This is a genomic window from Nitrospira sp. CR1.1 (assembly GCA_014055465.1).
Taxonomy (GTDB): Bacteria; Nitrospirota; Nitrospiria; order Nitrospirales; family Nitrospiraceae; genus Nitrospira_A.
Genome location: WIAF01000003.1, coordinates 22,881 through 44,920, shown reverse-complemented (window position 1 = coordinate 44,920; position 22,040 = coordinate 22,881). Strand labels below are relative to the sequence as shown.

The following is a 22,040-nucleotide window of genomic DNA, read 5'->3' as shown; positions in this document are numbered from 1 at the left end:
CCTTATTCGTGAGCACTTCTGCTGCACTCGCCGATTCACTGCTGCGACGGGCCTTTGGCCGTCGGCGTCGCCCCTCGGCCCCTCACCGTTCTGCACGAGGACGCCACGAGTCCTCCCGGCTCCGCGCGCCGGTCTCGCCATGTGACTCGGCGATTTCACGACGGACCGTCAAGAATAAGGTGGGCTAGGGGCCTTCCTAGCTGCTCCTGAAAGGTTCGGGGGGTATTACTAAAAGGAAGAGGGTTGATCTCGATGGACGAGGGCGGAGAAAGAATCCCATACAGACACCTGGAGAGTGATGCCTATACAGCAGAGGAGGAGAGTGATGGCCACACATATTGGTCGACGATTAGTCGCAGCTTCAACGATCGAAGGCACCGCGGTTCAAAACGCGGCAGGCGAGGATCTGGGAGAGATTGATTCGCTCATGATCGATCTAGGCCAGGGACGGATTGCGTATGCCGTGCTGTCCTTCGGAGGGTTTCTCGGCTTGGGCGATAAACTGTTCGCCCTTCCGTGGGGCGCGCTGACGATTTCCGCGGGAGGAGATTTCTTCATCCTGAATGTGTCCCGGGAACGGTTGGAGCAGGCGGAAGGGTTCGACAAGGACCGGTGGCCTGACATGGCGGATTCTGCCTGGGCCGAGCGGCTGCATACCCATTATGGGTATAAGCCCTATTGGTAGGTCGCGATTGAGATGCCGTCATTCTCTCCAACGACTGCAAATGGCCACAACCTATCGGATGGAGTTAATGTATAACCAAAGACGGTACGCTCCACTTGCTGTTAATCGACGGTGAAGAAAGGGGAGATTCAGCACAGTCCGCCGATAAGCGACGGCAAAGCCAAGTCTTCCGACCTCCAGGGACTTATGGATGAGATGGCCAGCTTCGGGAGGCCGCGGGTGGAAGCGGCCCGAGCGGTGCCAGCGGATTACTTTCCGGTCAGGCTCCTGGATGCGAAGGTGGAGACCCGCGCAGGACGCGATAAGGAAAAGAATCTGGAATGGTCGGAAGGGCAGGCGCTCGAAAAAGTACCTGCCCTTCGCGCGTGTGAACCATGTTCAGGCCTGGCCCAAGGGAGTCAGACCGGAAGCCAGATCTGAAGACGTCAGTGATGTCCTAGTACGAATGCCCAGCAGCTGCCCATAGACCGCCAGATATTCCTGCGCCATTCGTTCCGACGAGAACCGCTCTTCGAAAGCCTGCCGGCATCGGGTGCGTTCCAGCACCGACACGTGCCTGATTGCTTGGGTCATCTCGTCGAGCGTGTCGCAGAGGAAACCTGTCACCCCATGCTCAACGATTTCAGGGATGCCGCCGCAACGGGACCCGATAATGGGAGTGCCGCACGCCAAGGATTCAATCAACGCCAGGCCAAACGGCTCCGGCCAGGCATAGGGAGCCAGCAGGGCATAGGCATGTCCCAGCAAATCATCTTTTTCGATGTCTGTGACTTCACCCAGAAACTCCACCAGGGGATGATCCAATAACGGCTCGATCACCGATGTGTAATAGCCTGCATATTGCGAATCGACTTTGGCGCCGATTCGCAAGGGCATCTCCACCCGTTTCGCGATCTCAATGGCCCGGTCCAGTCCCTTCTCAGGCGCGACGCGGCCGAGGAATACGAGATACTCGCCCTGGTTGTGCCGCGGGGTATACAGAGATTTCGGCAAGCCAGGGTGAATTGTCGCCTGCCAGTTGGCCCAGGGAAGCGGTTCACGCTGCGCATCCGAAACGGATATCAGCGGCAGGTCGGCAAATTTCCTGAATACCGGAACGAGCTCCGGCTGGTCCAGACGGGCATGCAGCGTGGTAAGCATCGGCGTTCGGGAACGCTTGGCCAGCGGGAACGGAATAAATTCAAGATGCGAATGGATGAGATCAAACTCCGCCGCCGATCCGAATACTTTCTCCATCATGGTCGTGAGGGGGGCCTCATAATTCATGAGAACCCTGGTGGACCGGAGCGCTTCGGCACACATGGGCATGAGGCGCGCTGTCGTCGTGGAATCGCCGCTGGCAAACAGGGTCACCTCATGGCCCTGGCGGACCAACTCTTCCGTGATGAATGACACGATACGTTCTGTTCCGCCATAGAGCAGGGGGGGAACACTCTCCCATAACGGTGCAACCTGGGCGATCTTCATACCTGAACTCCTTTTCCGGCACATGTAGATCTGTGTGTGGTCTCTAGCTGGATATCATGCAAGGGGAAGGTGGTGTGGTCGTGATCGGTTTCGATATACGAAATGACGGTTGTGTGGTGCCGCTCCTGGGTGCTGGATCATAACGATGTGTCTTTGCAATTCTGAACTAGGCGGCCCCCTAGTAGTCCTGTTGATCGCGCCCGGAAATGAGGCGCCAGGGAGGCGCCTAACCTGTTCTTCCGGACCGCGGTTAAAGGAGGGCAGGATTGCAAGAGCATGGGCGAAATCCTATGGTGATCGTAGACGGCGGGTTCGGAGATTAGCGGCAGCCAGGACGCTTGGTGGAATGGAGGGGAAGGTCATCCTCTTCTATCGTGTGGACCATGACCTCTTCCAACCCTTGCTGTAGGTGGTCGCACCGGCGGCCCTTTCACCGGCGGACATAACCTGGCCGCTGCGAACCTTGCTTCGCGCAGGGCGTAATGTCGGATTATGCTGGACGAAGCGCGAGCCATCGATCGCGTGGCCTACCGCATCGACCTTCGGGAGGGAGAGCCGGTTTCTTACGGCTGCAAGATTCTCGCAGCGGCCATCCGCCTGATCTACTGGAATGAACGGGGCATGAGGATTACCGATGAGCTGGTATACGCTCGTCAGCGCCGGCACATGCTTCCGTGATCGACTTCATCGTGGGGGGACCGGTGATGTACCCGGCGTCGAAGGCGGCGTAGCCGTATTAGCTGGCCCGCCTGGTCGTTCCGGATCGATCGCCATCTTGGGATCAACGACCGGTGGCTGTACGAAGGATTTAGGGTTGGGAGGCGTATCCGGGGCTTTCTGGATTCCCGGATCGATTCGGAAGGGAGGCGGAGCTGACGGTGGTTGTTGCGACTGGGGAGTTTGAGGTGGCGCCGGTTCCGCCGACTGGTGAGCAGGATCCGCGGCGTGTACGGGAGCAGGTGACGCCGCGGCTACCAGCGAGACAAAGCTCAATATGCGATAGATCTGAAATGCCATGGAGTCCATCTCCGCGCATCGCGAGGCGTTCGTTGCCTCATGCGTCATTCCATTCTATAAGCCTCCATTGAGGATCTCTACTAGGCGTCCCCCTAGGGAGCCTCTCGCCGATAGGATCGCCACCTACTTCTTCGAGGCATTCGAATTCGGCATCACTCGGGTGAGGGCCCGCTCCACCGTTCCGATCGCTCGGCCCAAGACCTTGCCGACCGCACGGCCGACCGTCTTGGCCTTGCGACTCGAACTGGAAGAGCGGCTCGCAGCCGGCTTCGAGGTCTTCTGTTTCACCCTGGCGGCCTTGGCTGTCGTGGTTGATTTCGAGGTGCGCTTCTTCGGTTTTCTCTTGATGACATGCGCTGCCGGCTCGATTTCCCTTTTGGGGACGCCTTTCCTCACGGAAGGTGATTTCTTGCGGGGCTGGGATTTTTTCTCCACGATTTTTCGCATGGTTCCTCCTTGGATCCCTGGATGATAAGGGTTGTTTCGCCTCGTGCTCATCTGTACAGTCTACAATGAATCAATCACGAATCTCACTGCACTTAACGCGAGGTGTCGATGCATGCCGGGACCAAAATCGAAGACTATGCGCTGATCGGAGATACACACACGGCGGCGCTGGTTTCCCGCGAGGGATCTCTCGATTGGCTGTGCCTGCCGCGCTTCGATTCGCCGGCCTGCTTCGCCGCGCTCCTGGGCACGCCAGAACATGGCCGATGGCTCATCACGCCCCAGGAGAATAGCACAACGATTCGTCGACGGTACCGGGGAGACACCCTGGTGCTGGAAACGCACTACGTCACGCCAACGGGGACCGCGAGGGTGATCGATTTTATGCCGCCGCGTGATCGCAACATCAATGTGGTGCGCATCGTCACGGGAGTCAAGGGAACGGTGCGGATGAAGATGGAATTGACCCTGCGGTTCGACTACGGATCGATCGTGCCATGGGTCAGTTACCAGCGCCCTTTCTTGAAGGCGGTGGCCGGGCCCGATGCGGTCTACCTGGAAACTGAGCTCGAAATGAGGGGGGAGGGATTTTCGACCGTCGCCGATTTCAGCGTCGCGGAGGGCCAGGAAATACCTTTCACGCTGACGTGGCGAGCGTCACATGATACGCCTCCCAAGCCGATGACTACGGAACGAGCGTTAGCGGAGACCGAGCTCTGGTGGAATAAATGGTCGCAACGCTGCACGTACCAGGGCGCCTGGCGCAATGACGTCATTCGCTCGCTGATTACGCTGAAAGCCCTGACCTATGCTCCGACTGGCGGTATTGTCGCCGCGCCGACCACCTCGCTTCCGGAATTACTCGGGGGAGTGCGCAATTGGGATTACCGGTATTGCTGGATTCGAGATGCGACCTTTACGCTCTATGCCTTGCTGACGGCTGGATACCATAGTGAGGCCAAGGCCTGGCGCGAATGGCTGCTGCGCGCGGTGGCGGGCAAGCCTTCCGACTTGCAAATCATGTACGGCATTGGCGGCGAACGGCGGCTGACAGAGTTCGAGTTGGACTGGTTGCCGGGCTATGAGCGATCCACTCCTGTGAGAATCGGCAATGCGGCCTCCCGGCAGTTTCAGTTGGACGTCTATGGCGAGATGATGGATACCATGCACCAGGCCAGGGAGTCAGGTCTGGCGGGCAGTAACGATTCCTGGCGCGTGCAACATGCCATCATGGAATTTCTCGAATCGGCCTGGGATCGCCCCGATGAGGGCATCTGGGAAGTCCGAGGGCCGCGCCGGCATTTCACCCACTCCAAGGTGATGGCCTGGGTTGCGGTCGACCGGGCGGTGAAGGCAATCGAGCGATGTCATTTCGAAGGACCGCTGGAGCAATGGCGCGCCCTTCGCGCGACGATTCACGACCAGGTGTGCCGTGAGGGGTACGATTCGAATCGAGGGACGTTCGTCCAATATTATGGCGGGACTTCGCTGGACGGCAGTTTGTTGATGATTCCGCTCGTAGGGTTTCTGCCGGCATTCGATCCCCGCGTGCAGGGGACGCTGCACGCCATTGAACGGGAGTTGACGGTGGATGGATTGGTCATGCGGTATCAGCCATCCGGCCAGTTGGACGGACTCCCCGGTGATGAGGGGATGTTCCTGCCCTGTTCATTCTGGCTGGTAGACAATCTGCTTCTTTCCGGTCGCGTGGATGAAGCCCGCCGGTTGTATGAACGTTTGATCGGGTTGAGCAACGATGTCGGGTTGCTGGCAGAAGAATATGATCTGAAGAACCAACGGCTGGTCGGAAATTTTCCGCAAGCGTTTTCTCACGTGTCCCTGATCGACTCGGCCTATGGATTCTCCCGCATGGAAAGCCCTGCCGAGCGCCGGCAGCGGAGTTGAGCCGCCGGGGCATGTGGTGGCAATGGCAAGGAGGCAGATGTTGAACGGCAGAGGACTCATGGTGGTCGGGGCGATGATTGGCTGGTTGCAATATGGGCAGGTTGCGTCCTTGTGCGCCCTGGCAGCCGAGCAGATTTCTTCTGCCGACATGACGCCCAATGACCAGGGCTATGGAGTGCTTGCCGCAGAGGGTACAGTGGATCGTTTTATCCTGGATCCACGGGGAGAAGTAGAGGGACTCTTCCTCGCCGATGGCACGCATCTGTATGTCACCTCCCGCGCGGCAGACCACCTGGTCAGCGCGTTCAAGCCGGGAGATGTTGTGCGGGTGTATGGCCGGCTTTTCCCCGAAGAACGGCTGGTTCAAGCCGATGTGATGACCAATCAGACTGCGGGAACGACGTTCATCGTACCGTTGCGCCTGGACCTTCCCATGCCGGATCAGCACACACTGTCGATGACTGAAATGAGCGCCGCGGGGACCATTCGCGCGTTCTTCTATCACCCCGTGAGAAAATATGTTCAGGGCCTGTTGCTGTCGGATGAGACGCAGGTTCGCTTTCCTCCCGATGCCAGCCAGGAACTCCGGCGCTCCCTCCACATCGGGGATCGGTTGACGATCAGGGGAAACGGAACGACTAATCGATTCGGTCGGGCGGTCGAGGCACTGGCAATCGGCAGGAATTCAGAATCGCTCACCCCGCTGGACGCCTCGCTCCAAGCCCTGCCTTGACAGATCTTTAAGGCGTATCGGCCTGCGCCTGCTTGATTCGCGGGGGCACTGGTCGATTCGCCCACTCGGCTTGTCGGTATACAAACTTCCTTTGAAACACACGCAAGCTGGGACATTTTTCTTGATTAACTGGAAGCGCTAATCGGACGGAGTTCGTCCGAGCAGCCGGGCCAGAGCCGGTGTGAATCGGCTCAAGCAAAGTTTCAAGGTGTCACGGACCGCTGTGGTTTCGGTCTCGATCTGGCGGTGTGACGGGTGTCTTCTCGTGCTGGCGGAATGGATGCGGCCGTCCCTCCACTCTGTACATGACCAGCAGTTCAAGGGAACCCGGATCTCGCCGACTGAATTGATCGTTCGCGCAATGCATTGGCGATCGCAGCAGGAGTGCTCAGGAATCAGGCAACCTAGGGAGTTCACTAGGGCGCAGATGTGCCGCGGCTGACATATAAGAATGACGCCGGCCGTCACGGAATCGAACGTCACCGTCAGGAGCAATAGAGCTGATGCGTCGTGCTGCGTGTGAATGGTTCTGTCGTCTGAGTGTCTGCATAGTAAGTGTCTGGGTAACGGGGAGCGTCATGCTCGGCGGAAAACAAGACGTTGCGCTGGCCGAAGAACCCACGCCGATTGCCGGCGAGCCTTTTCGAACCACCTTATTCGGAGAGGAAATCTATGTGCCTCCCAGGGACCGCCGGAGCGTCACGGCGATCAGCTTCGGGATTCAGGCTATTCCTAATGGACCGGCCCAGCAGGAAATGCTTCCGTTTGGCGCCCTCTATGTCTGGCGCAATTGGGATGATGACAACCGGCGTCTTCGCGGTACTTTTTCCGGGGTCGTGAACGACGTGGACTACACGATCGGGCTACGCGACTACCCGAACTGGTCGCTCCTGTTCACGTGGGACAACTTCATCCTTCCATTAGGCCGGTCGGAGTATGTTCAAGGACAACGTCAGCGAGGCACCGAGTTGGAGTGGAGCTATGCCTTTGCCGGCGCCGGGCTGGGCTACCGGCTTCCGGTCCATCCATTTCGGCAGGACAGCGCGGTGAACATTTCAGTCACCTACGAAGCGGGGTATCGTTGGTTCAAGGGCACCGGCCACACGTCCGCGGAATATGGCGTGCCGAAGGACACGTATGAAGGCCGCATTCATTTTCGAATACGGGCCGATGCGCTCAAACGAAATCTGATGGAGCTTCCGCATGAAGGGTTCACCATGGGCGGTGATCTGCTGCACGGCCACCGAGCGAAGTGGGATCAATGGGGAGGCGCCCCGTTCAATACCCCGGACTTCAAAAAGGAGCGGACGTACATTCAAGCCAGCGCCTATGCGTTGCTGGCAACGGGATTGCCGTTCATCGACAGTGACAAGCATCGTTTGTTGAGCAGTGTCCATGCGGGGATCGGGAAAGACCTGGATCGATTTTCGGCCTTCCGGCTTCCGGGACGGCCGACCGGGTATGAATGGGAGGCCATCTCTCTCCCGATGATCCACGGCGTGGCCTTCAACGAATTATTTCCGACCCGTTATGCCGTGGCCAATCTGCAATATCGCTACGAGGCCGTATTTTTTATGTATCCCTACGTGGAGGCGACCTGGGGGCTGGTCGAGCGTCCCGTTTTTACATCGAGCAATGCGGTCAAAAATATCACGGACTCGATGCCGGCTGTAGGCGGCGGATTGGTGACGGGCGCCCCATGGAAATCACAGGTGGAATTAAATTACACGTACAATTTTGGCATCTATCGGGACCCGGGCGGGGCGCCGCCCACCAAGGGCGGGCATGGCATCATTTTTTTCTGGTCGAAAGAATTGTGACCGACAGGCCACTCGAAATCATGCGGAGAGAGTGGTAGGATTCTCCAGCCGTCCCTACGCGGCTTCTCCACCAGCCCGGAGCGTGTTCATGAAACCACGAGTACTCATCGCCGATGACCACACCCTCGTTGCGGAGGGTATAGAAAAGCTGCTGGAACACGGTTTTCAATTGTGCGGCAGGGTCGCTGACGGGCGCGCGCTCGTTCGAGCCGTTGAAAAGGAGAAGCCCGATATCGCCCTGGTGGATATCGCGCTACCTCTGCTGAACGGACTCGATGCCTGCCGGCAGATCAAGAAGTCGGTTCCGCAGGTGAAACTGCTCGTGCTGACGATGCATAGCGAGCAATATTTTGTGACGGAGGCCTTTCGCGCCGGCGTCTCCGGGTATGTCTTGAAGCAATCCGTGTCGGAGGAACTGGTGTTCGCGATTATGGAAGTGTTGAAAGGGCGGCTGTACGTGTCTCCCAGCGTGGCGGAAAATCTGGTGGCGCAAGCGCTCAATCCGGTTCCGCCGGCTCCGGCCGGTTCGCCGCCATCCAACGACCTGCTCAGCGGCCGGCAGCGGGAAGTTCTTCAGCTGATCGCCGAAGGCCAATCGATGAAGGAAATTGCCTCGACTCTCAACGTGTCTCTCAAAACCGTCGAATTTCACAAAACTCGCATCATGAAGCAACTCGGGATCCGCAGCACCGCAGAACTCACCAAACACGCCATTGCAATCGGGCTCATTGCCATGCCGCAGCAGCCCACGGTACCCGGCTCTCAGTCCTGATCAGTCAGGGGTGTTGGTCGTTCAGTGTCGTAAGGCCTTGCGAGAGGGCAAAGCGCGTCAGCTCCGCGGTGGTGCGGATGCCGAGGCGGCGCGTGATATTGCCCTTGTGGAATTCAACGGCCTTCGTGGAGACGCGCATGGTCGTGGCAATTTCTCTCGTGGACATGCCTTTTGTCAGCAGCTGCAGCACCTCTTGCTGACGAGGGGTCAATTTGGAGGAAAACCCTTCCGGTTTGACCCAGGGCGTTTCGATGGCATCCTGCACCTCGAGGGACAGTTGCGGTGAAATGTACCGCTGATTCCTGAGTGCGGCCTTCAGGGCAGACAACAATTCCGTAGAGGCAGACTGTTTCAGGACATAGGCCGAAGCGCCCATCTGAAAGGCCTGCGAAATATAAAAGGGTTCGCTCATCATCGTCACAAATATAATCCTGGCCTGAGGAACTGCGGCTCGCAGCAGCTTCGTGACTTCCAAGCCGTTCATGGTCGGCATGGAAATGTCGAGCATGACGATATCCGGATGTAAGGCGGGGGCGATGTCCAGGAGTTCCTGCCCATTCGAGGCCGTGCCGACCACCTCATAGTCCGGCTCCAGCAATTGCCGATAGGCTTCCAACACTAAACTATGGTCATCGGCGATGACAATGCGCGCTCTAGCCACGGTGCTCCTTCCCCTCGCGGACGACTCGGTCCAATGGATCTGATACGGGCGACGGCCATCACATGCGCCTTACCATACCAGTCCCGGCCAATATTTGCACCGGTCCTTTCCGTCAAGCAAGTCTCCCCATAGACCGGTCTTACAGAAATCACAGAAGAAGTACGCCTAGGAACCTCCCCTGCCAAGAGTGAGCCTTTCCAGGGTAACACCTAGTTGGGACGCTTCCCGTGCGGGGGTAAGGTTGATTGAGATCATTGGCGTAATTTTTTCAGGAAAGGGACCGGTTATGGCCGCGACTCAACCGTATCGAGCCAGGAGTTATGATCTGTTCGGTTTGTCCGGTATCTCAGATGAAACGCTCCGAGTCCACTTCGGTCTCTATGAGGGTTATGTCAAAGCGGCCAACGAACTGCGCGATCAATTGTCCGAGCTCATGGCGCGCGGGGACCTCGATCACGAACAAGTGCCGGCCTATTCCGATCTGACGCGCAGGCTGGGATTTGAATTCAACGGAATGGTGCTGCATGAATATTATTTTGGGAATCTTCGTCGGGGAGGAGCAAAGCGGCCCCCGGAGGGCTCGGCCTTCAATAGAGCAGTGGAGCGCACGTTCGGCGGCTACGAGCGCTGGAAGGCGGACTTCTGCAGTGTGGGAATGATGCGCGGGGTGGGATGGGCGGTCTGTAATGTGGACCCCGCGAGGGGGCTTGTCTCCAACCATTGGGTGTCGTTGCATGAACAGGGAAACGTGGCGGGTTTTTTGCCCATTCTCGTCATGGACGTATGGGAACACGCCTACCTTCTGGACTATCAACCCGGCGAGCGCAAACAGTATATCGAATCGTTTTTCAGCAACATCGGATGGAACATGGTCGAAGAGAGGCTTCAAGCGGGCTTGTCATCCATTTCCATTTCACGCTGAAGGAAAGGCGCTGTATGAACATCTTTTTTTCAGAGCCGTTTCTCTGCGAATCGACCCGATCCCACTTCGCTCCAGGAGCCGAATCCTAATCAGGATCCCGGCCCGGGTCCATTTCCGCCGGATCCTTTTCCTCCACCCGTTCCGCCACAACCGGTTGACCCTCCTGTACCGCAACTGGCGCCTGGGAAGGCCTATGGATGGCATGTCCGGATGGAAATGCGGCACGGGGGGGGACCTAGAGAAAGTGCCAGTGGGCGAGCCCCGGAGTTCATGGGAGAACAGCGTTGTCGATGGCGAAAGACGATCGCAGGAGACGATCGTCGGCAAGCCACGACATGGAGGCAGCGTATGGAATCTCTGGAAAAGGCGGCAAGCATTCGACAATGGATCAATCCTGAAGAGCGGGTGACCGTAGATTTTCAGGATGAACATGATCTCAATGCGGAGGTCATCGAGTGCGATGGTCAAACCGTGACCATGTTGCTTGAAACGGCCTTCCCGCATTACAGGCAACATCTCACGCTTCCGCTAAGCCTGATTTCGATCGGAGAGGATAAAAGCCATTACACAAGAGACCCTGACAAGCCCGTTCACTATGGACGGCTACTGATCACGGTGCATGAGGATCGTCCGCAAACGGTCTAACGAGCGCTAGAGGCCGGGCGGATGACGAGCGTGCGGGGGAAAAGTGATGAGTCTTCGTGCTATTGCTGAAGCGGGGCCAATGCGGCCGCAGGCACATCTGCATTGGGAATCCGGAATCAATCAGGATTCCGGTGTCTTGCCGATCTACAGTCCTGTCCTCCTCAGAGACCCTTACGGCGCCTCGTCCGGGTGAAACCCCCATGGTCCCCAGGGATGTGCCTAGTACGTCTCTCTGTCCTATTCTTTTACTGTGAGCGCAAAGTTTGACGCGGAGAGAGGAGGTCGCGATGACACCATTTTTCGTGGTACGCCGAGCACCTCGGTAGAAATTTGGTATGGATTCTTTCGATCGCTGCCTGCGTGACGATATCCGGGAGGCAGGCGCGAATGGTCACGCGGAGGAGGAATGACCGAAGTCCGATGACGGAATTGGGACTCGAATCGGCCTGGCCCACGTACGCGTAGACTTCTTGCGCTGAACTGCCACAGGATTGTGCTCTCACGTGCGTTGAGTTGTGAAAGGAGGCGATATGAAAACAGGAAAGCCAAAAGCATCCATCATCAAGGATGTGAAGACCATTAGGAAACGTGCCCGCCAGCATATCGAAGACGGAGCCTTGACGTTTGATTACAAAGCGGATCGCGAGACGGTCATCAAATTGTTGAATGAAGCGCTGGCGACGGAAATTGTTTGTGTGCTGCGGTACAGGCGGCATTATTTTATGGCGGAGGGCATGAATGCGGAAAGCGTCAAAGCTGAATTCCTTGCTCATGCCGTCGAGGAACAGGCTCATGCGGATGAACTCGCGGAGCGAATCGTCCAGCTAGGCGGGGAACCGAATCTTTCTCCAGACGGCTTGTCGTCGCGCAGCCACTCGGAATATGCGGAGGGCGATGACCTCGAAGAGATGATCAAAGAAGATCTCATCGCGGAGCGGATTGCGATCGAGAGTTATCGCGACATGATCGCCTTCGTCGGCAGCGATGATCCTACCACCAGGCGGCTGCTCGAAACTATCCTGATGAAGGAAGAGGAACATGCCGAGGATTTGGTCAGTCTCTTGAAGTAATGTCGCGATGACGAGGCGATCCACAATCCTTGGAGATGAAAGATGATATGAAGGTATGGCCGGGCCGTCCCTGTCCGCCGGGAGCCATGTGGGATGGGCAAGGGGTGGATTCCGCCCGGTCCTCTGAAAATGCCACGTTGGTAGAACGATGCCTTCTGATGGACCGGACGCTTCACAGGAATCCCGGCGGATTCGGCTAGAGAAACGGACCAATCAAACCCGGCATGTCTGCCTGCCGGCGGGGTGCCCCCGCCTCCAGTATGAATCCCGCATAAAAAGGCTGTAAGAGCCTGCGGCCTTTCACCTGTTCATTCCTGCCAAACTGTTGGTTGATCCTATGAGATGGGAAGTGCTTGGTAACGGTTTCACGGCGCGCCATCCGGATGTGCCGGAACATTTCGACGCGTAGGACAGGGGCACCCTACACGACCTCAGCGCGATCCGAGGCCATCCCTGGTCGTTTCTACGCCGGGCTAGAGTCATAAAGAGGCTTCAATCACTCCTTTCCGCGACCCTCTTCTCGTGCGCTCCGCGGTCATGTCGTCACTCCGGCCAAATATCATACCCTCTGATCAAGGCGAGAACTATTACGTAGATAAAAATGTTCTAGGGATCGTCCCTTTTAAAACTAGGGGTATGTCCAGCCTTCCGTTTGTCTGTTCGGGGATATAAGAGCTATGGACAACTATCGCAAGGCGCAGATGAAACACTCCGGAGTCAAAGCCAAGGTCGTCGTGATAGTCAGGGAAAGCGCTGACGGAAGCACAGTCGTGTTGTACCGGGGTGGAAAGAACGGTCTTGCGTTTCGATCGCCGTTCCAGCGGGTGTTGAGAGACGCCGCCCGGCAACGGAGTCGCGGAGGCGCTATACCTTCTGCGGCGAGGACACATCAACAGGGAGGATCGCAATGAATTCAGATCAATTTAAAGGGAAATGGGTGCAGTTCAAGGGAGAGGTCAAGAAGCAGTGGGGAAAACTCACGGATGATGATCTCACTCAGATCGAGGGCGATTACGACAAATTTGTCGGGCGCATTCAAGAGCGATATGGCAACAAAAAAGAGGAAGTGATGCGCTGGGCCGATGATTGGCATACGAAGCAGGGACAGGCGCAGCCGGGGACTCAGCCACGAGAGGCGCGGCCCCCGCGGTGAAAATACTCCTTGAACGCAGACATCCTCACCATGTCACAGAAGGAGCACTTGGTATGAAGAAGCTAATCGCGATCGCCCTGTTATCCGGAGTTATCGCAAGTCCGGCGTGGGCACTTTTCGAAACAAATAAAGAGTTGGCGGCCACAGCGACGGTCACCCTGGAAGATGCCGTCAGGCATGCTCTGAAAGCGGTGCCGGGGAGAGCCGTTGAGGCCGAGATCGGCAAGGAAGACGGACGTACCGTCTATGAAGTCGAAATCATCGACTCGAACAATAAGACCCAGAAGGTCTATGTCGATGCGCAGAGCGGTCAGGCGAAGGTCGATCGCTAAGGGGTGGCGGCGTCCCGGCCCGAGGAAGCGGCGGCACGCCCCTGTCATGTATGTGATGGAAAAATGGTGAATGACTCTTAGCCGATTGAGCACGATGCCACAGTTCTACACTCACGGAGGAGATGGACAATGAAACGACGGGTCCTATGGGGAGCGTTATGCCTATGTGCGTCTTTGCTTATGGTCGGTGGAATGGTTGCGCCGTTCCAGGCTACGGCGGCGGAAGATAAGGGGCTCTTCGAGCAGGTAGACATTGGTCTGTTATCGATCGGTGGTCGCGCTACCTATAGCGATCCCAAAGATGGTTCAAGTCGATGGTTCGGGGGGGGACAAGTACGCCTGCATCCTTCGCGCTACCTGGCCTTTGAGGGATCCGTAGACTACCGCCGGAACGACATCGGTGATACCCGCGTCCATACATACCCCGTCCAGGTTTCGGCTCTGATTTATCCGCTCGGGACGACCAGACTGGCGCCGTTTTTATTAGGTGGCGGTGGTTGGTACTACACGACCGTCAAGGGGCCGGGCGGTTTCGATGACACCCAAAACCGGTTTGGTGCTCATGCGGGCGGCGGCCTCCAATTTTTCTTCAACAAACATGTCTCCATTGACAGCACCTACCGGTACATCTGGCTGGAAAAAATTGAGTCCCGGGACCAGAACATCGTCGACAAAAAATTTCAGGATAACGGCCACATGGTCACGGTTGGCATCAACTTCCATTTCTAGGCTGAAATGGACCAGGCTGTGAGGACGTTCAGAATCACGCGAGAACCAAATTAATCGGTGAGGCAGTCGGTTCTGGCCCCGCTACAGGTAGAAAAAGCCTGGATCGACGAGAGAGAGCCGCAGGTATTGAGGGATTTTTACACCGGTCCCAGTCCCGACGGTCAATAGTTCACCCATCGTGTGGAGTGGATCGGCATGGGTAGTCACCGTTGCTTCTAGCTCATGCAGAAGAGGCGGCGCCTGCCGCCGGAAAGGATGAAGCGATGTCGGAGGCAATACGAAAAAAATCCTGCGCGCATCCTTCATGTGCGTGTGAAGCCGAAAAAGGCCGCGAGTTTTGTTCCGATGCCTGTCGTAATGCGGCGGCGCCGACCGGGAGTTGTTCCTGCGGGCATAGAGCATGTGGTACGCAGCACACGTACCATTCGAAGGGGGCTTCTGACAGATGAGCGAGTGTCTTTACCTATAGGAAGGATGAGGTGCCATCATGTTGAGCTGGGCGGTGACATTTTTGGTCATTGGGCTGATCGCAGGCGTACTCGGAGTCACAGGGGTGGCGGGGACTGCCACGCACATCGCCTATGTGCTCTTTGTGATATTTGTGATCCTGGCGGTGATTGGCATGGTGATGGGCCGACGGCCACCGGCGGTATGAAGGGCGAGGACTGTTACTTCCTGGTTCGCACAGTGCTGACAATGGCTTCGTAGAGCTGGCCGGCGGCGCATTCTTTGGTGACAAAGACTGCGGCCCCGGCCTTGAGCATGGCGTCCTCGATATGCCGCTCGTTCTGAACCGAGAGGCCGATCACCACGACATCCGGATGCTCGCTGAGGATATGGCGGGTGGCTTCGATGCCGTCGATTTTCGGCATGTTGATGTCCATCACCACGACATCCGGTTTTAACGCGGCGGCAATACTAATCGCCGCATCCCCGTCGCCCGCTTCTCCGACGACCTCGAGATCAGTGTAACTCTCCAAGACACTCCGCAATCCCTGACGCACCATCGCATGGTCGTCGACCAGAAGGATCCGCAATCGATGCGAAGGAGGATGTGGCGTATCGGGCACAGGCTCGGGCAGGGCCATGCTCGATTCGGAAGTCGAGTCTGAAGGAGGATTGAGAGGTGCGCTGAGTGTAACGGCGGTTCCTGATCCGACTGCAGATGTCAGGCTGAGGCAGCCGCCGACCGCTTCGATGCGTTCCTGAACGTTAAAGAGCCCGAATCGTCCCGGATGCTGCCGGTCGGTGTCCTGCAGAATGGCCGGATTAAAGCCGGATCCTTTATCGGACACGGTAATGATCACCTGATTGCCCGAACCCAGAGCGAGTGTGATCATCGCTTGGTCAGTGCCTGCGTGTTTCGCCACATTGAACAAGAGTTCCCGGACACTCTGGTACAAAATCACGGCGCTTTCTTCAGCGAGCGGAAGCTGGTCCACCTCACAATGGGTCGCGACGGACAGTCCGTGCGATTTCATTTGCCCGGCGAGCCATTTGAGTGCGGCAGGCAGGCCGAATTGATACAGAACCTGCGGACTCAGTTCGGCCACAAGAAATCGCGTATAGTTGAGCGATTGGGTCAGCATCTCATCCGCCTCGCCCAGCAGGTGTTCTGTTTTTGGATCACGCACCTGCGGTCTGGCCTGGCTGAGTTTCATGCGGGCGACGACCAGCAACTGCGCGAGGTAATCGTGCAGCTCCGTGGCGAGCCGGCGACGCTCCTGCTGTTCCGTGGCGCTGAGATCGGACGCCAGGGCGCGGAGGCGCGCCTGGGAATGTACGAGTGCTTGCGTGCGTTCGTTCACGCGCTGTTCCAGTTCCACCGTCCACTTCTGCAGTTGTTCTTCGGCCAGTTTCCGGTCCGTGATGTCGAGCGCCGCACCAAGGTACCCGCTGAACACTCCGGCGGCGCTGAGCAGCGGGACGCCGCGGTCCAGGATCCATCCGTAGGTTCCGTCCTGCCGACGCAGCCGATATTCCAGTTCGAATGGCTCCTGTCGGGAGAAGTGCGTGGTGTAGATCCGGATGAAATCGGCCCGGTCGTCAGGATGAACACTATCGGTACGTCCGGTCCCCAGTTCATCATCAAGGCGGCGTCCCGTATACTCCAACCAGGATCGATTAAGCCAGGAACAGAGTCGATCCGTTCCGGCCTTCCAGACCAGCACCGGAGTGGCATCCGCCAACATGCGAAAATAGGCTTCGCTTTCGCGCAACCCCGCGTCGGCCCGCTTGCGTTCGGTAATGTCTCTCACAATGGCATGCCAGCGCCGATCCGGTTGCAATTTGGCGCTGATTTCGACGGAAATGGTTCCCCCGTCTTTTCTGCGTAATTTCCATTCTCCGGAATGCCGATGCCCCTGAATCAATTCTCTTTGGATCGTTCTCAAGCGTGGGGAGTCATGCGGATCCAGGAGGTCGGTGACCCGTAAGTCGAACAGCTCCTCACGCGTATACCCCAACATCTGGCATGCGCGGCTGTTTACATCAAGGTATTGCCCGTTCATGTCCGCCGTGACGATCCCGTCTGAAGCCTGTTCAAAAAGATGGCGGAACCGCTCTTCGCTTTCTTTCAAGGCGCTGTCGGACTGTTTGCGCTCCGTGATATCAAACATCACGCCAGTGATTTGCCGCGGATGGCCGGCGGAATCGGGAAGGACCTGTCCGGTGATCGCGATCCAGGCCTCGCCGGGAGAGCCCTGGCGGAGGATGCGGCATTCCACATCGTATGCGCTGCGGTCTTGGATGGCTCCGTTGATCGTCTGCTGCACGCGGATCCGGTCCTCGGGATGAACCAGGTCCTGGAATGCGGCGAAGGTGCTGCCGAACGTCATCGCGGGCAATCCGAAAATGCTCTCCAGTTCGGGCGAAAAGACCAATGTCTGGCGGTCAAGGTCCTGGTGGAAGGTGCCCATGCGGCCGGCTTTCAGCGCCAGACGATGTCGGGCTTCGCGTTGTTGAAGTATTTGCAGAATATGTTTTTTTTGGCGGTCGGTGCGGTTGAGGTTGCCGGCGAGAAACCACAGAAAGGCCAGCATGATCAACATGACCCCAGCCACCGCCAACGCCACTCCGAAATTGAAGTCGTAGCGGCCTGACCGCTGAGCGGCGATACGAATCCATCCGGCGAGAATCGGCAGGGCAATGGCGAAGGGGAGGAGGCGCCGCAACATCACGGCTCCGAGATGTTCGCTTGTCAGGGTGGACATGAACCCTCGGTTCGGGCGGGCGCTGAGAATACCGAGACCAAGCGTGAGTAGGAGGGCGGCGCTGAAAATGGAAATGGTGTTAGATGTCCCGACCTTGTAGAGGGTTTGCACGCGGTAGAGATAGCCGACGAGCGCAATCGCGCCAACGGTTCCACCGAGGAGCGCCAGATAATGGCTGGCATTCTCGTGGTTGGTGTGGTTCGAGTCGATCCGGAACAATGCCAGGCCCAACATGAGGATCGCGAAGGCTGTGGCGGGAGCCATCCGGCCGGGATGGGAATCCACGGCCCAATCAGGAATGGTGGTAAACCAGAGATCGATACCCAGATCGGTGGACAGCAGGTATTCCACCATCGTGAGAGCCGCCAGGAGGCAGGCAAGGCCCGCGAAGCCCTGTGCGAGACGCCGCTTCGTCCGCGTCACGGCCTGCTCGTCGGCCTGTAGCCACAGCGATATCCCGCAAAACAAGACCGCTGCCATGGTCATCGGCTTCACCGTTCCAGTGGAGGGCAATAGGTTGGAGAACAAGGCAGGGTTGTAAGCCCAGCAAAGGAAGGCAAAGACCGGGAACCCGATGGCCAATCCGGCGGCTGAGGGGACCAGACGTTGCAGCGTCAGCAGCACCGAAGTCATGCGTAAAGGACAAGCCTCCGGGTCTTATCGCCTTGCAGCAGGAACGACTGACCCTCTCCGCGAGTGTGACTCAAGGGGGAACAGAGGCGAGCGGGATTGGTGGCCATTCATGGACGAAACCTGCCCATGTCATTGAGAGGATCTATTATAGGCGAGTCGGAAGCCAGACGCTACTGGGGGATCCCCTAGTTCGGTCTTCGTTTCATTAGGCTTGGACAGGAAAATGGCGAACGATCACTTCGTACAGCTGATCAGCCGCGGATTCTTTGGGCAGAAAGGCGACCGCCCCCGCCCCGGTCATGGCGTATTGAACTTGCGGGTCATTGCGAACGGAAATGCCGATCACGGTGATGGATTGATGTTCTTGAGTGAGAATGCGCGTGGCCTCGATGCCGTCGATGATGGGGAGATTCACATCCATAATGACGACGTCCGGATGTAGCGAGCGAGCCATCATGACGGCGTCCTGGCCGTCAGCTCCTTCCCCAACCACCGTCAGATTGTCGTACGCGTTGAGTATGCTGCGAAGACCCTGCCGGACCATGGCATGATCGTCCACGAGAAGTATGGAAATGTTGCGCGATGAGGCTTTGGGGGAAGGCGGCGGCGCATGCGGAGCTTCCGGGGTGAGCGCGAATGCAGATTGGACGGAGACGGATGCCAGGGGAAGCCGGAGGATGGCCGCCGTGCCGCTTCCCTGGACGGACGACACATCGCACTCGCCTCCGAGCAGCTCCATGCGTTCCCTGATGCTCAGTAGGCCGAAGTGAGCCCTGGTGTTCTTCGTGATGCCAGGTTCCATGACATCAAACCCGATTCCTTCATCTTCCACGCAAATCCACAACTCTTGACGATCTTCATCCACATTAATGGTCACAGCGGCGCGGTCGACCTTGGCATGTTTGATGACATTAAAGAGGAGTTCGCGAACCGACTGGAATAACAACACGGCTTGATCGTCCTGCAGGGTGAACGGCGGCGCCATCGTTTTGACAGCCACGTCAAGACCATGGTGCTTCATCTGTTCACCCAGCCAGACCAGCGACTGCGACAGCCCGAATTGGTACAGAATATGGGGACTCAGCTCGGCGACCAACGAACGGGTGTAGGTCAACGCCTGATCGAGCATCTCATCGATTTTCGACAGAGCAACCGAGGCTGAGGCATCATGAATGGTCGGAATGACTTGCGCGAGCCGGATCCGGCTCGCCACCACAAGCTGTGCCAGGTAGTCGTGCAATTCAGTCGCGAGATGCCGACGTTCCCGTTGCTCAGTCAGAGTCAGGTCGGAGGCCAAGGCCCGCAGGCGTTCCTGCGAGAGGAGCAGTTCTCCCGTGCGTTCGACGATCCGCCGCTCGAGTTCGGCGGCGGAATTCTGCAGTTCCCGTTCAGCCCGTTTCTGTTCGGTCAGATCTACCAGGATGTCCACTCCGCCGATCGCAGCGCCGGACGCGTTGCGAAGAAGCGCGGTGTGAGAGGCGACCGGGAGGCGGGCGCCGTCCGGCCGTTCGATGATGGTCTCCAGGCCGCGGATCGGGCGATTGAGTGCGAGCGATTGCGCCAAGGGACATTCCGACGCCGGCATGAGTCGTCCGTCGGTCCAGTATTGGCGCCAGGAGCCGGACCAGCGGGAGACCCCGAGGGGCGGCTGGCGGCCCCAGAGATCGAGGGCCGCCTGGTTATACCGGGTAATCCGGCCTTCGGCATCGGTGGTATAGACGGCGGCCGGCAGAGTCTCCAGCAGATTGGCCAGGTTCCGTTCACCCTGTTTCAGATCAGATATCCCCCGCGCGATTTTCGACGCCCCGACGATCCGCCCTTCCTGATTCTTGATCGGCGATACGGAAAGCGAGATCTCGATCAAGGTCCCGTCTTTGCGTCGCCGCACGGTTTCATAATGATCGATGCGCTCCCCCATGCGAAGTCGTTCCAGAATGCGCGGCTCTTCGTTCAATCGGTCTTCCGGGATCAGGCGCTTCACTGGTTGCCCGATCATTTCAGGGGCCGCATAACCGAACAGGTGTTGGGCGCCTCTGTTCCAACTGGTGATCGTCCCGTTGAGATCCTTGGAAATGATGGCATCGTCGGAACATTCCACGATGGCTGCCAGGTGCGCCAGCATGAAATCCAGCGGAAACCCGGATTGGGGAATGGACGGGGTGATGTCGCCAGGGTCTGGCATATGGTTGGGCATATATAGGTTCCTGATTGCAGGCGTGGAGACACAAAAGTCTGCTTCTAACGGCGACTCTATCGTTGTCTCCATCTGCATCACAACTAGGCAAAGTGCTAGCGCACCTCATGCAAAACCCAGGGAAGTTCCTAGTAACCCGTCCTCAAACATGCCGTATGGCATAAGGCAGACGCGATCGGAAGATGTCATATATTCTTATGGAGCGTGCATGATCAACTCATCGATCTCCTGATCCAGGAACCCGATTCCGCGGGGCCGCCCCTGTCGAATTCGTATCCCGGATCGAGTGTAAGCCTGGAAGCTCAGCAACCTGTCATCGAAGTGTCCGACCGCGATGGCACTGTGACCGTGCATGCGGACTTTCGACCGGTTCTTGAAAAACCGCACCGGGCAGGTCGCCGTAAAATTTGCGCGGCAGGGCATGATTTCCGCCGCGGGCATCCCATTCTTCGCCAATCAGCGGGCAATACAGAACCGGCGGGCTCGCCCCTCGGCCCCTCAACGTCCTGCACGGGTACGCCACGGGTCCTCCCGCCTCCGCGCGCCGGTCTCGCACCGTGACCCGGCGATTGCACGACGAACTAGTGTGAATCATCTAGCAGGATGCGGAAAAAGTCCACCAGCGGCGTTCTCGCCTCGTTCAGCGGCTCAACGTACGACACGAGTACGATTCGCCGCTTCACTCGCTGCGGCCTTGCTGGATAGCCTTGTTGCGCATCCTGCGTACTATCCTGATACCAACACGCCACGTGAGCTGATCGAGGCGTAGCGTGCAAAAAAACGAGTTTTTCCGCAGCCTGCTAGGATTGTGGCGACCGGCTCCAGCCGAACGCCCGGATACAACCACCCATCTCGCTGCCGGTCAGCCGGCTCAACACACTGGCCGTCTTCATTACCCGTCCAAAGGTTCCTTCTTTTTCAGCTCGAGTTGCAGCAGTTGTCCGGACACGGCTTCCTGCCGGTGCGTAGCCAAGTCCGTCGTCAGGGTAGGGGAGACGCTCTCGTTCGCCGCCCGGGTGGATGAGAACAGTTTTGGCATCGTCGGAGGCGTAGGTATAGGATCGCTGGGTTTGGGAGGCACCGTCGGGCCGGGTCCCGGATTCGGGGCGGGCGCCGGAACCTCCTGATGAAATGGGCTCCACCCTGTCATGAAGACGACTGCCAGCACCCCGGCTCCTATCATAGTGGTGATCTTCATCATCCCTCCTCCTCGTCCGTCGGAGCAGTTAGGCCGTTCCGCCGGTCGAACTCGGCACGGATTCCAGCACCATCTTGTGGCAGAGTTCGGCGCAGCGCCGGCATTCTTTGGCGCACTCGCCGCACATGGCCTGGTGCGGCGCACGCTGTTCACAGACTCCGGCACAGAGTTCACGCATCTCGATGCAGAACGCACAGAGGCGGACGTCACAAGCCGAGGTCCGTCCCATCCATTGTGCCGCAAGGATGCAGATGTCCGCGCAATCGCGGCAGAGCCTGATGCAGCGAATCCTCAGGTGCCGCTCCACTTCCTCCTCCGGCATTTCCAAGCCGGTTATCTCGTCGCCACACGTATTGCAAATGCGCGCGCAGTCCAAACAGGCCTGAATGCACTCGAGCCGGTGCCCGTCCACTGAGTGAACCGATGCGGCCATCCTCGTTAACAT

20 protein-coding genes are annotated in these 22,040 nt (G+C 58.0%); 13 read left to right on the top strand and 7 right to left on the bottom strand.

Annotated elements, in window-relative coordinates; translation table 11 throughout:
* Positions 1-298: 298 nt before the first annotated feature.
* Positions 299-685: a PRC-barrel domain containing protein gene (locus tag GDA65_07155; protein MBA5862469.1), complete on the top strand. Its 387-nt coding sequence runs from the start codon at positions 299-301 to the stop codon at positions 683-685.
* A 378-nt stretch (positions 686-1,063) separates the two neighbouring features.
* On the opposite strand, the gene GDA65_07150 is transcribed toward GDA65_07155, so the two are convergent.
* Entirely contained in the window at positions 1,064-2,152 is a 1,089-nt protein-coding gene (locus tag GDA65_07150) for a glycosyltransferase (GenBank protein MBA5862468.1), read from the bottom strand.
* A gap of 492 nt (positions 2,153-2,644) precedes the next feature.
* Here GDA65_07150 and GDA65_07145 point away from each other — a divergent pair, with 492 nt between their 5' ends.
* The gene (locus tag GDA65_07145) at positions 2,645-2,830 is read left to right on the top strand and encodes a hypothetical protein (GenBank protein ID MBA5862467.1); all 186 of its coding nucleotides are present in this window, start codon (positions 2,645-2,647) and stop codon (positions 2,828-2,830) included.
* Between the two features lie 462 nt (positions 2,831-3,292).
* Here the strand turns inward: GDA65_07145 and GDA65_07140 are convergent, their stop codons facing one another.
* Complete coding sequence (locus GDA65_07140; GenBank protein ID MBA5862466.1) at positions 3,293-3,616, bottom strand: hypothetical protein; 324 nt, start codon at positions 3,614-3,616, stop codon at positions 3,293-3,295.
* A 108-nt stretch (positions 3,617-3,724) separates the two neighbouring features.
* Between GDA65_07140 and GDA65_07135 the strand changes: the two genes are divergently transcribed.
* The 4 genes from GDA65_07135 (at position 3,725) to GDA65_07120 (ending at position 8,846) form a co-directional block, all read left to right on the top strand.
* Entirely contained in the window at positions 3,725-5,521 is a 1,797-nt protein-coding gene (locus GDA65_07135; GenBank protein ID MBA5862465.1) for a glycoside hydrolase family 15 protein, read from the top strand.
* A gap of 37 nt (positions 5,522-5,558) precedes the next feature.
* Entirely contained in the window at positions 5,559-6,254 is a 696-nt protein-coding gene (locus GDA65_07130) for a hypothetical protein (GenBank protein ID MBA5862464.1), read from the top strand.
* A 578-nt stretch (positions 6,255-6,832) separates the two neighbouring features.
* Entirely contained in the window at positions 6,833-8,074 is a 1,242-nt protein-coding gene (locus GDA65_07125) for a hypothetical protein (GenBank protein ID MBA5862463.1), read from the top strand.
* A gap of 88 nt (positions 8,075-8,162) precedes the next feature.
* Positions 8,163-8,846 (top strand): response regulator, encoded by a 684-nt coding sequence (locus tag GDA65_07120; protein ID MBA5862462.1) that lies wholly within the window; start codon positions 8,163-8,165, stop codon positions 8,844-8,846.
* Between the two features lie 4 nt (positions 8,847-8,850).
* On the opposite strand, the gene GDA65_07115 is transcribed toward GDA65_07120, so the two are convergent.
* Positions 8,851-9,507, bottom strand: coding sequence for a response regulator (locus GDA65_07115; protein MBA5862461.1), 657 nt, complete (start codon positions 9,505-9,507; stop codon positions 8,851-8,853).
* A gap of 286 nt (positions 9,508-9,793) precedes the next feature.
* Between GDA65_07115 and GDA65_07110 the strand changes: the two genes are divergently transcribed.
* The 7 genes from GDA65_07110 to GDA65_07080 all read left to right on the top strand — a co-directional run bounded on the left by GDA65_07110 (position 9,794) and on the right by GDA65_07080 (position 15,013).
* A complete protein-coding gene (locus GDA65_07110) occupies positions 9,794-10,429 on the top strand; it encodes a superoxide dismutase (GenBank protein MBA5862460.1) in 636 nt (211 codons plus the stop codon).
* Between the two features lie 348 nt (positions 10,430-10,777).
* Positions 10,778-11,074, top strand: coding sequence for a hypothetical protein (locus GDA65_07105; GenBank protein MBA5862459.1), 297 nt, complete (start codon positions 10,778-10,780; stop codon positions 11,072-11,074).
* Positions 11,075-11,604: 530 nt separating this feature from the next.
* Positions 11,605-12,144, top strand: a complete 540-nt coding sequence (locus GDA65_07100) for a bacterioferritin (protein MBA5862458.1) — start codon at positions 11,605-11,607, stop codon at positions 12,142-12,144.
* Positions 12,145-13,051: 907 nt separating this feature from the next.
* Entirely contained in the window at positions 13,052-13,297 is a 246-nt protein-coding gene (locus GDA65_07095; protein ID MBA5862457.1) for a CsbD family protein, read from the top strand.
* 53 nt (positions 13,298-13,350) lie between these two features.
* Complete coding sequence (locus tag GDA65_07090; GenBank protein ID MBA5862456.1) at positions 13,351-13,629, top strand: peptidase M4; 279 nt, start codon at positions 13,351-13,353, stop codon at positions 13,627-13,629.
* A 129-nt stretch (positions 13,630-13,758) separates the two neighbouring features.
* The gene (locus GDA65_07085; protein MBA5862455.1) at positions 13,759-14,358 is read left to right on the top strand and encodes an outer membrane beta-barrel protein; all 600 of its coding nucleotides are present in this window, start codon (positions 13,759-13,761) and stop codon (positions 14,356-14,358) included.
* 487 nt (positions 14,359-14,845) lie between these two features.
* Entirely contained in the window at positions 14,846-15,013 is a 168-nt protein-coding gene (locus GDA65_07080) for a DUF1328 domain-containing protein (GenBank protein ID MBA5862454.1), read from the top strand.
* A 13-nt stretch (positions 15,014-15,026) separates the two neighbouring features.
* Here GDA65_07080 and GDA65_07075 read toward each other — a convergent pair whose 3' ends face one another.
* The 4 genes from GDA65_07075 to GDA65_07060 all read right to left on the bottom strand — a co-directional run bounded on the left by GDA65_07075 (position 15,027) and on the right by GDA65_07060 (position 22,040).
* A complete protein-coding gene (locus GDA65_07075; protein MBA5862453.1) occupies positions 15,027-18,203 on the bottom strand; it encodes a PAS domain S-box protein in 3,177 nt (1,058 codons plus the stop codon).
* Between the two features lie 205 nt (positions 18,204-18,408).
* On the bottom strand, positions 18,409-20,475 hold the full coding sequence (locus tag GDA65_07070) for a PAS domain S-box protein (protein ID MBA5862452.1): 2,067 nt from the start codon (positions 20,473-20,475) through the stop codon (positions 18,409-18,411).
* Positions 20,476-21,289: 814 nt separating this feature from the next.
* Positions 21,290-21,598: a hypothetical protein gene (locus tag GDA65_07065; GenBank protein MBA5862451.1), complete on the bottom strand. Its 309-nt coding sequence runs from the start codon at positions 21,596-21,598 to the stop codon at positions 21,290-21,292.
* A 25-nt stretch (positions 21,599-21,623) separates the two neighbouring features.
* Positions 21,624-22,040, bottom strand: coding sequence for a four-helix bundle copper-binding protein (locus tag GDA65_07060; GenBank protein ID MBA5862450.1), 417 nt, complete (start codon positions 22,038-22,040; stop codon positions 21,624-21,626).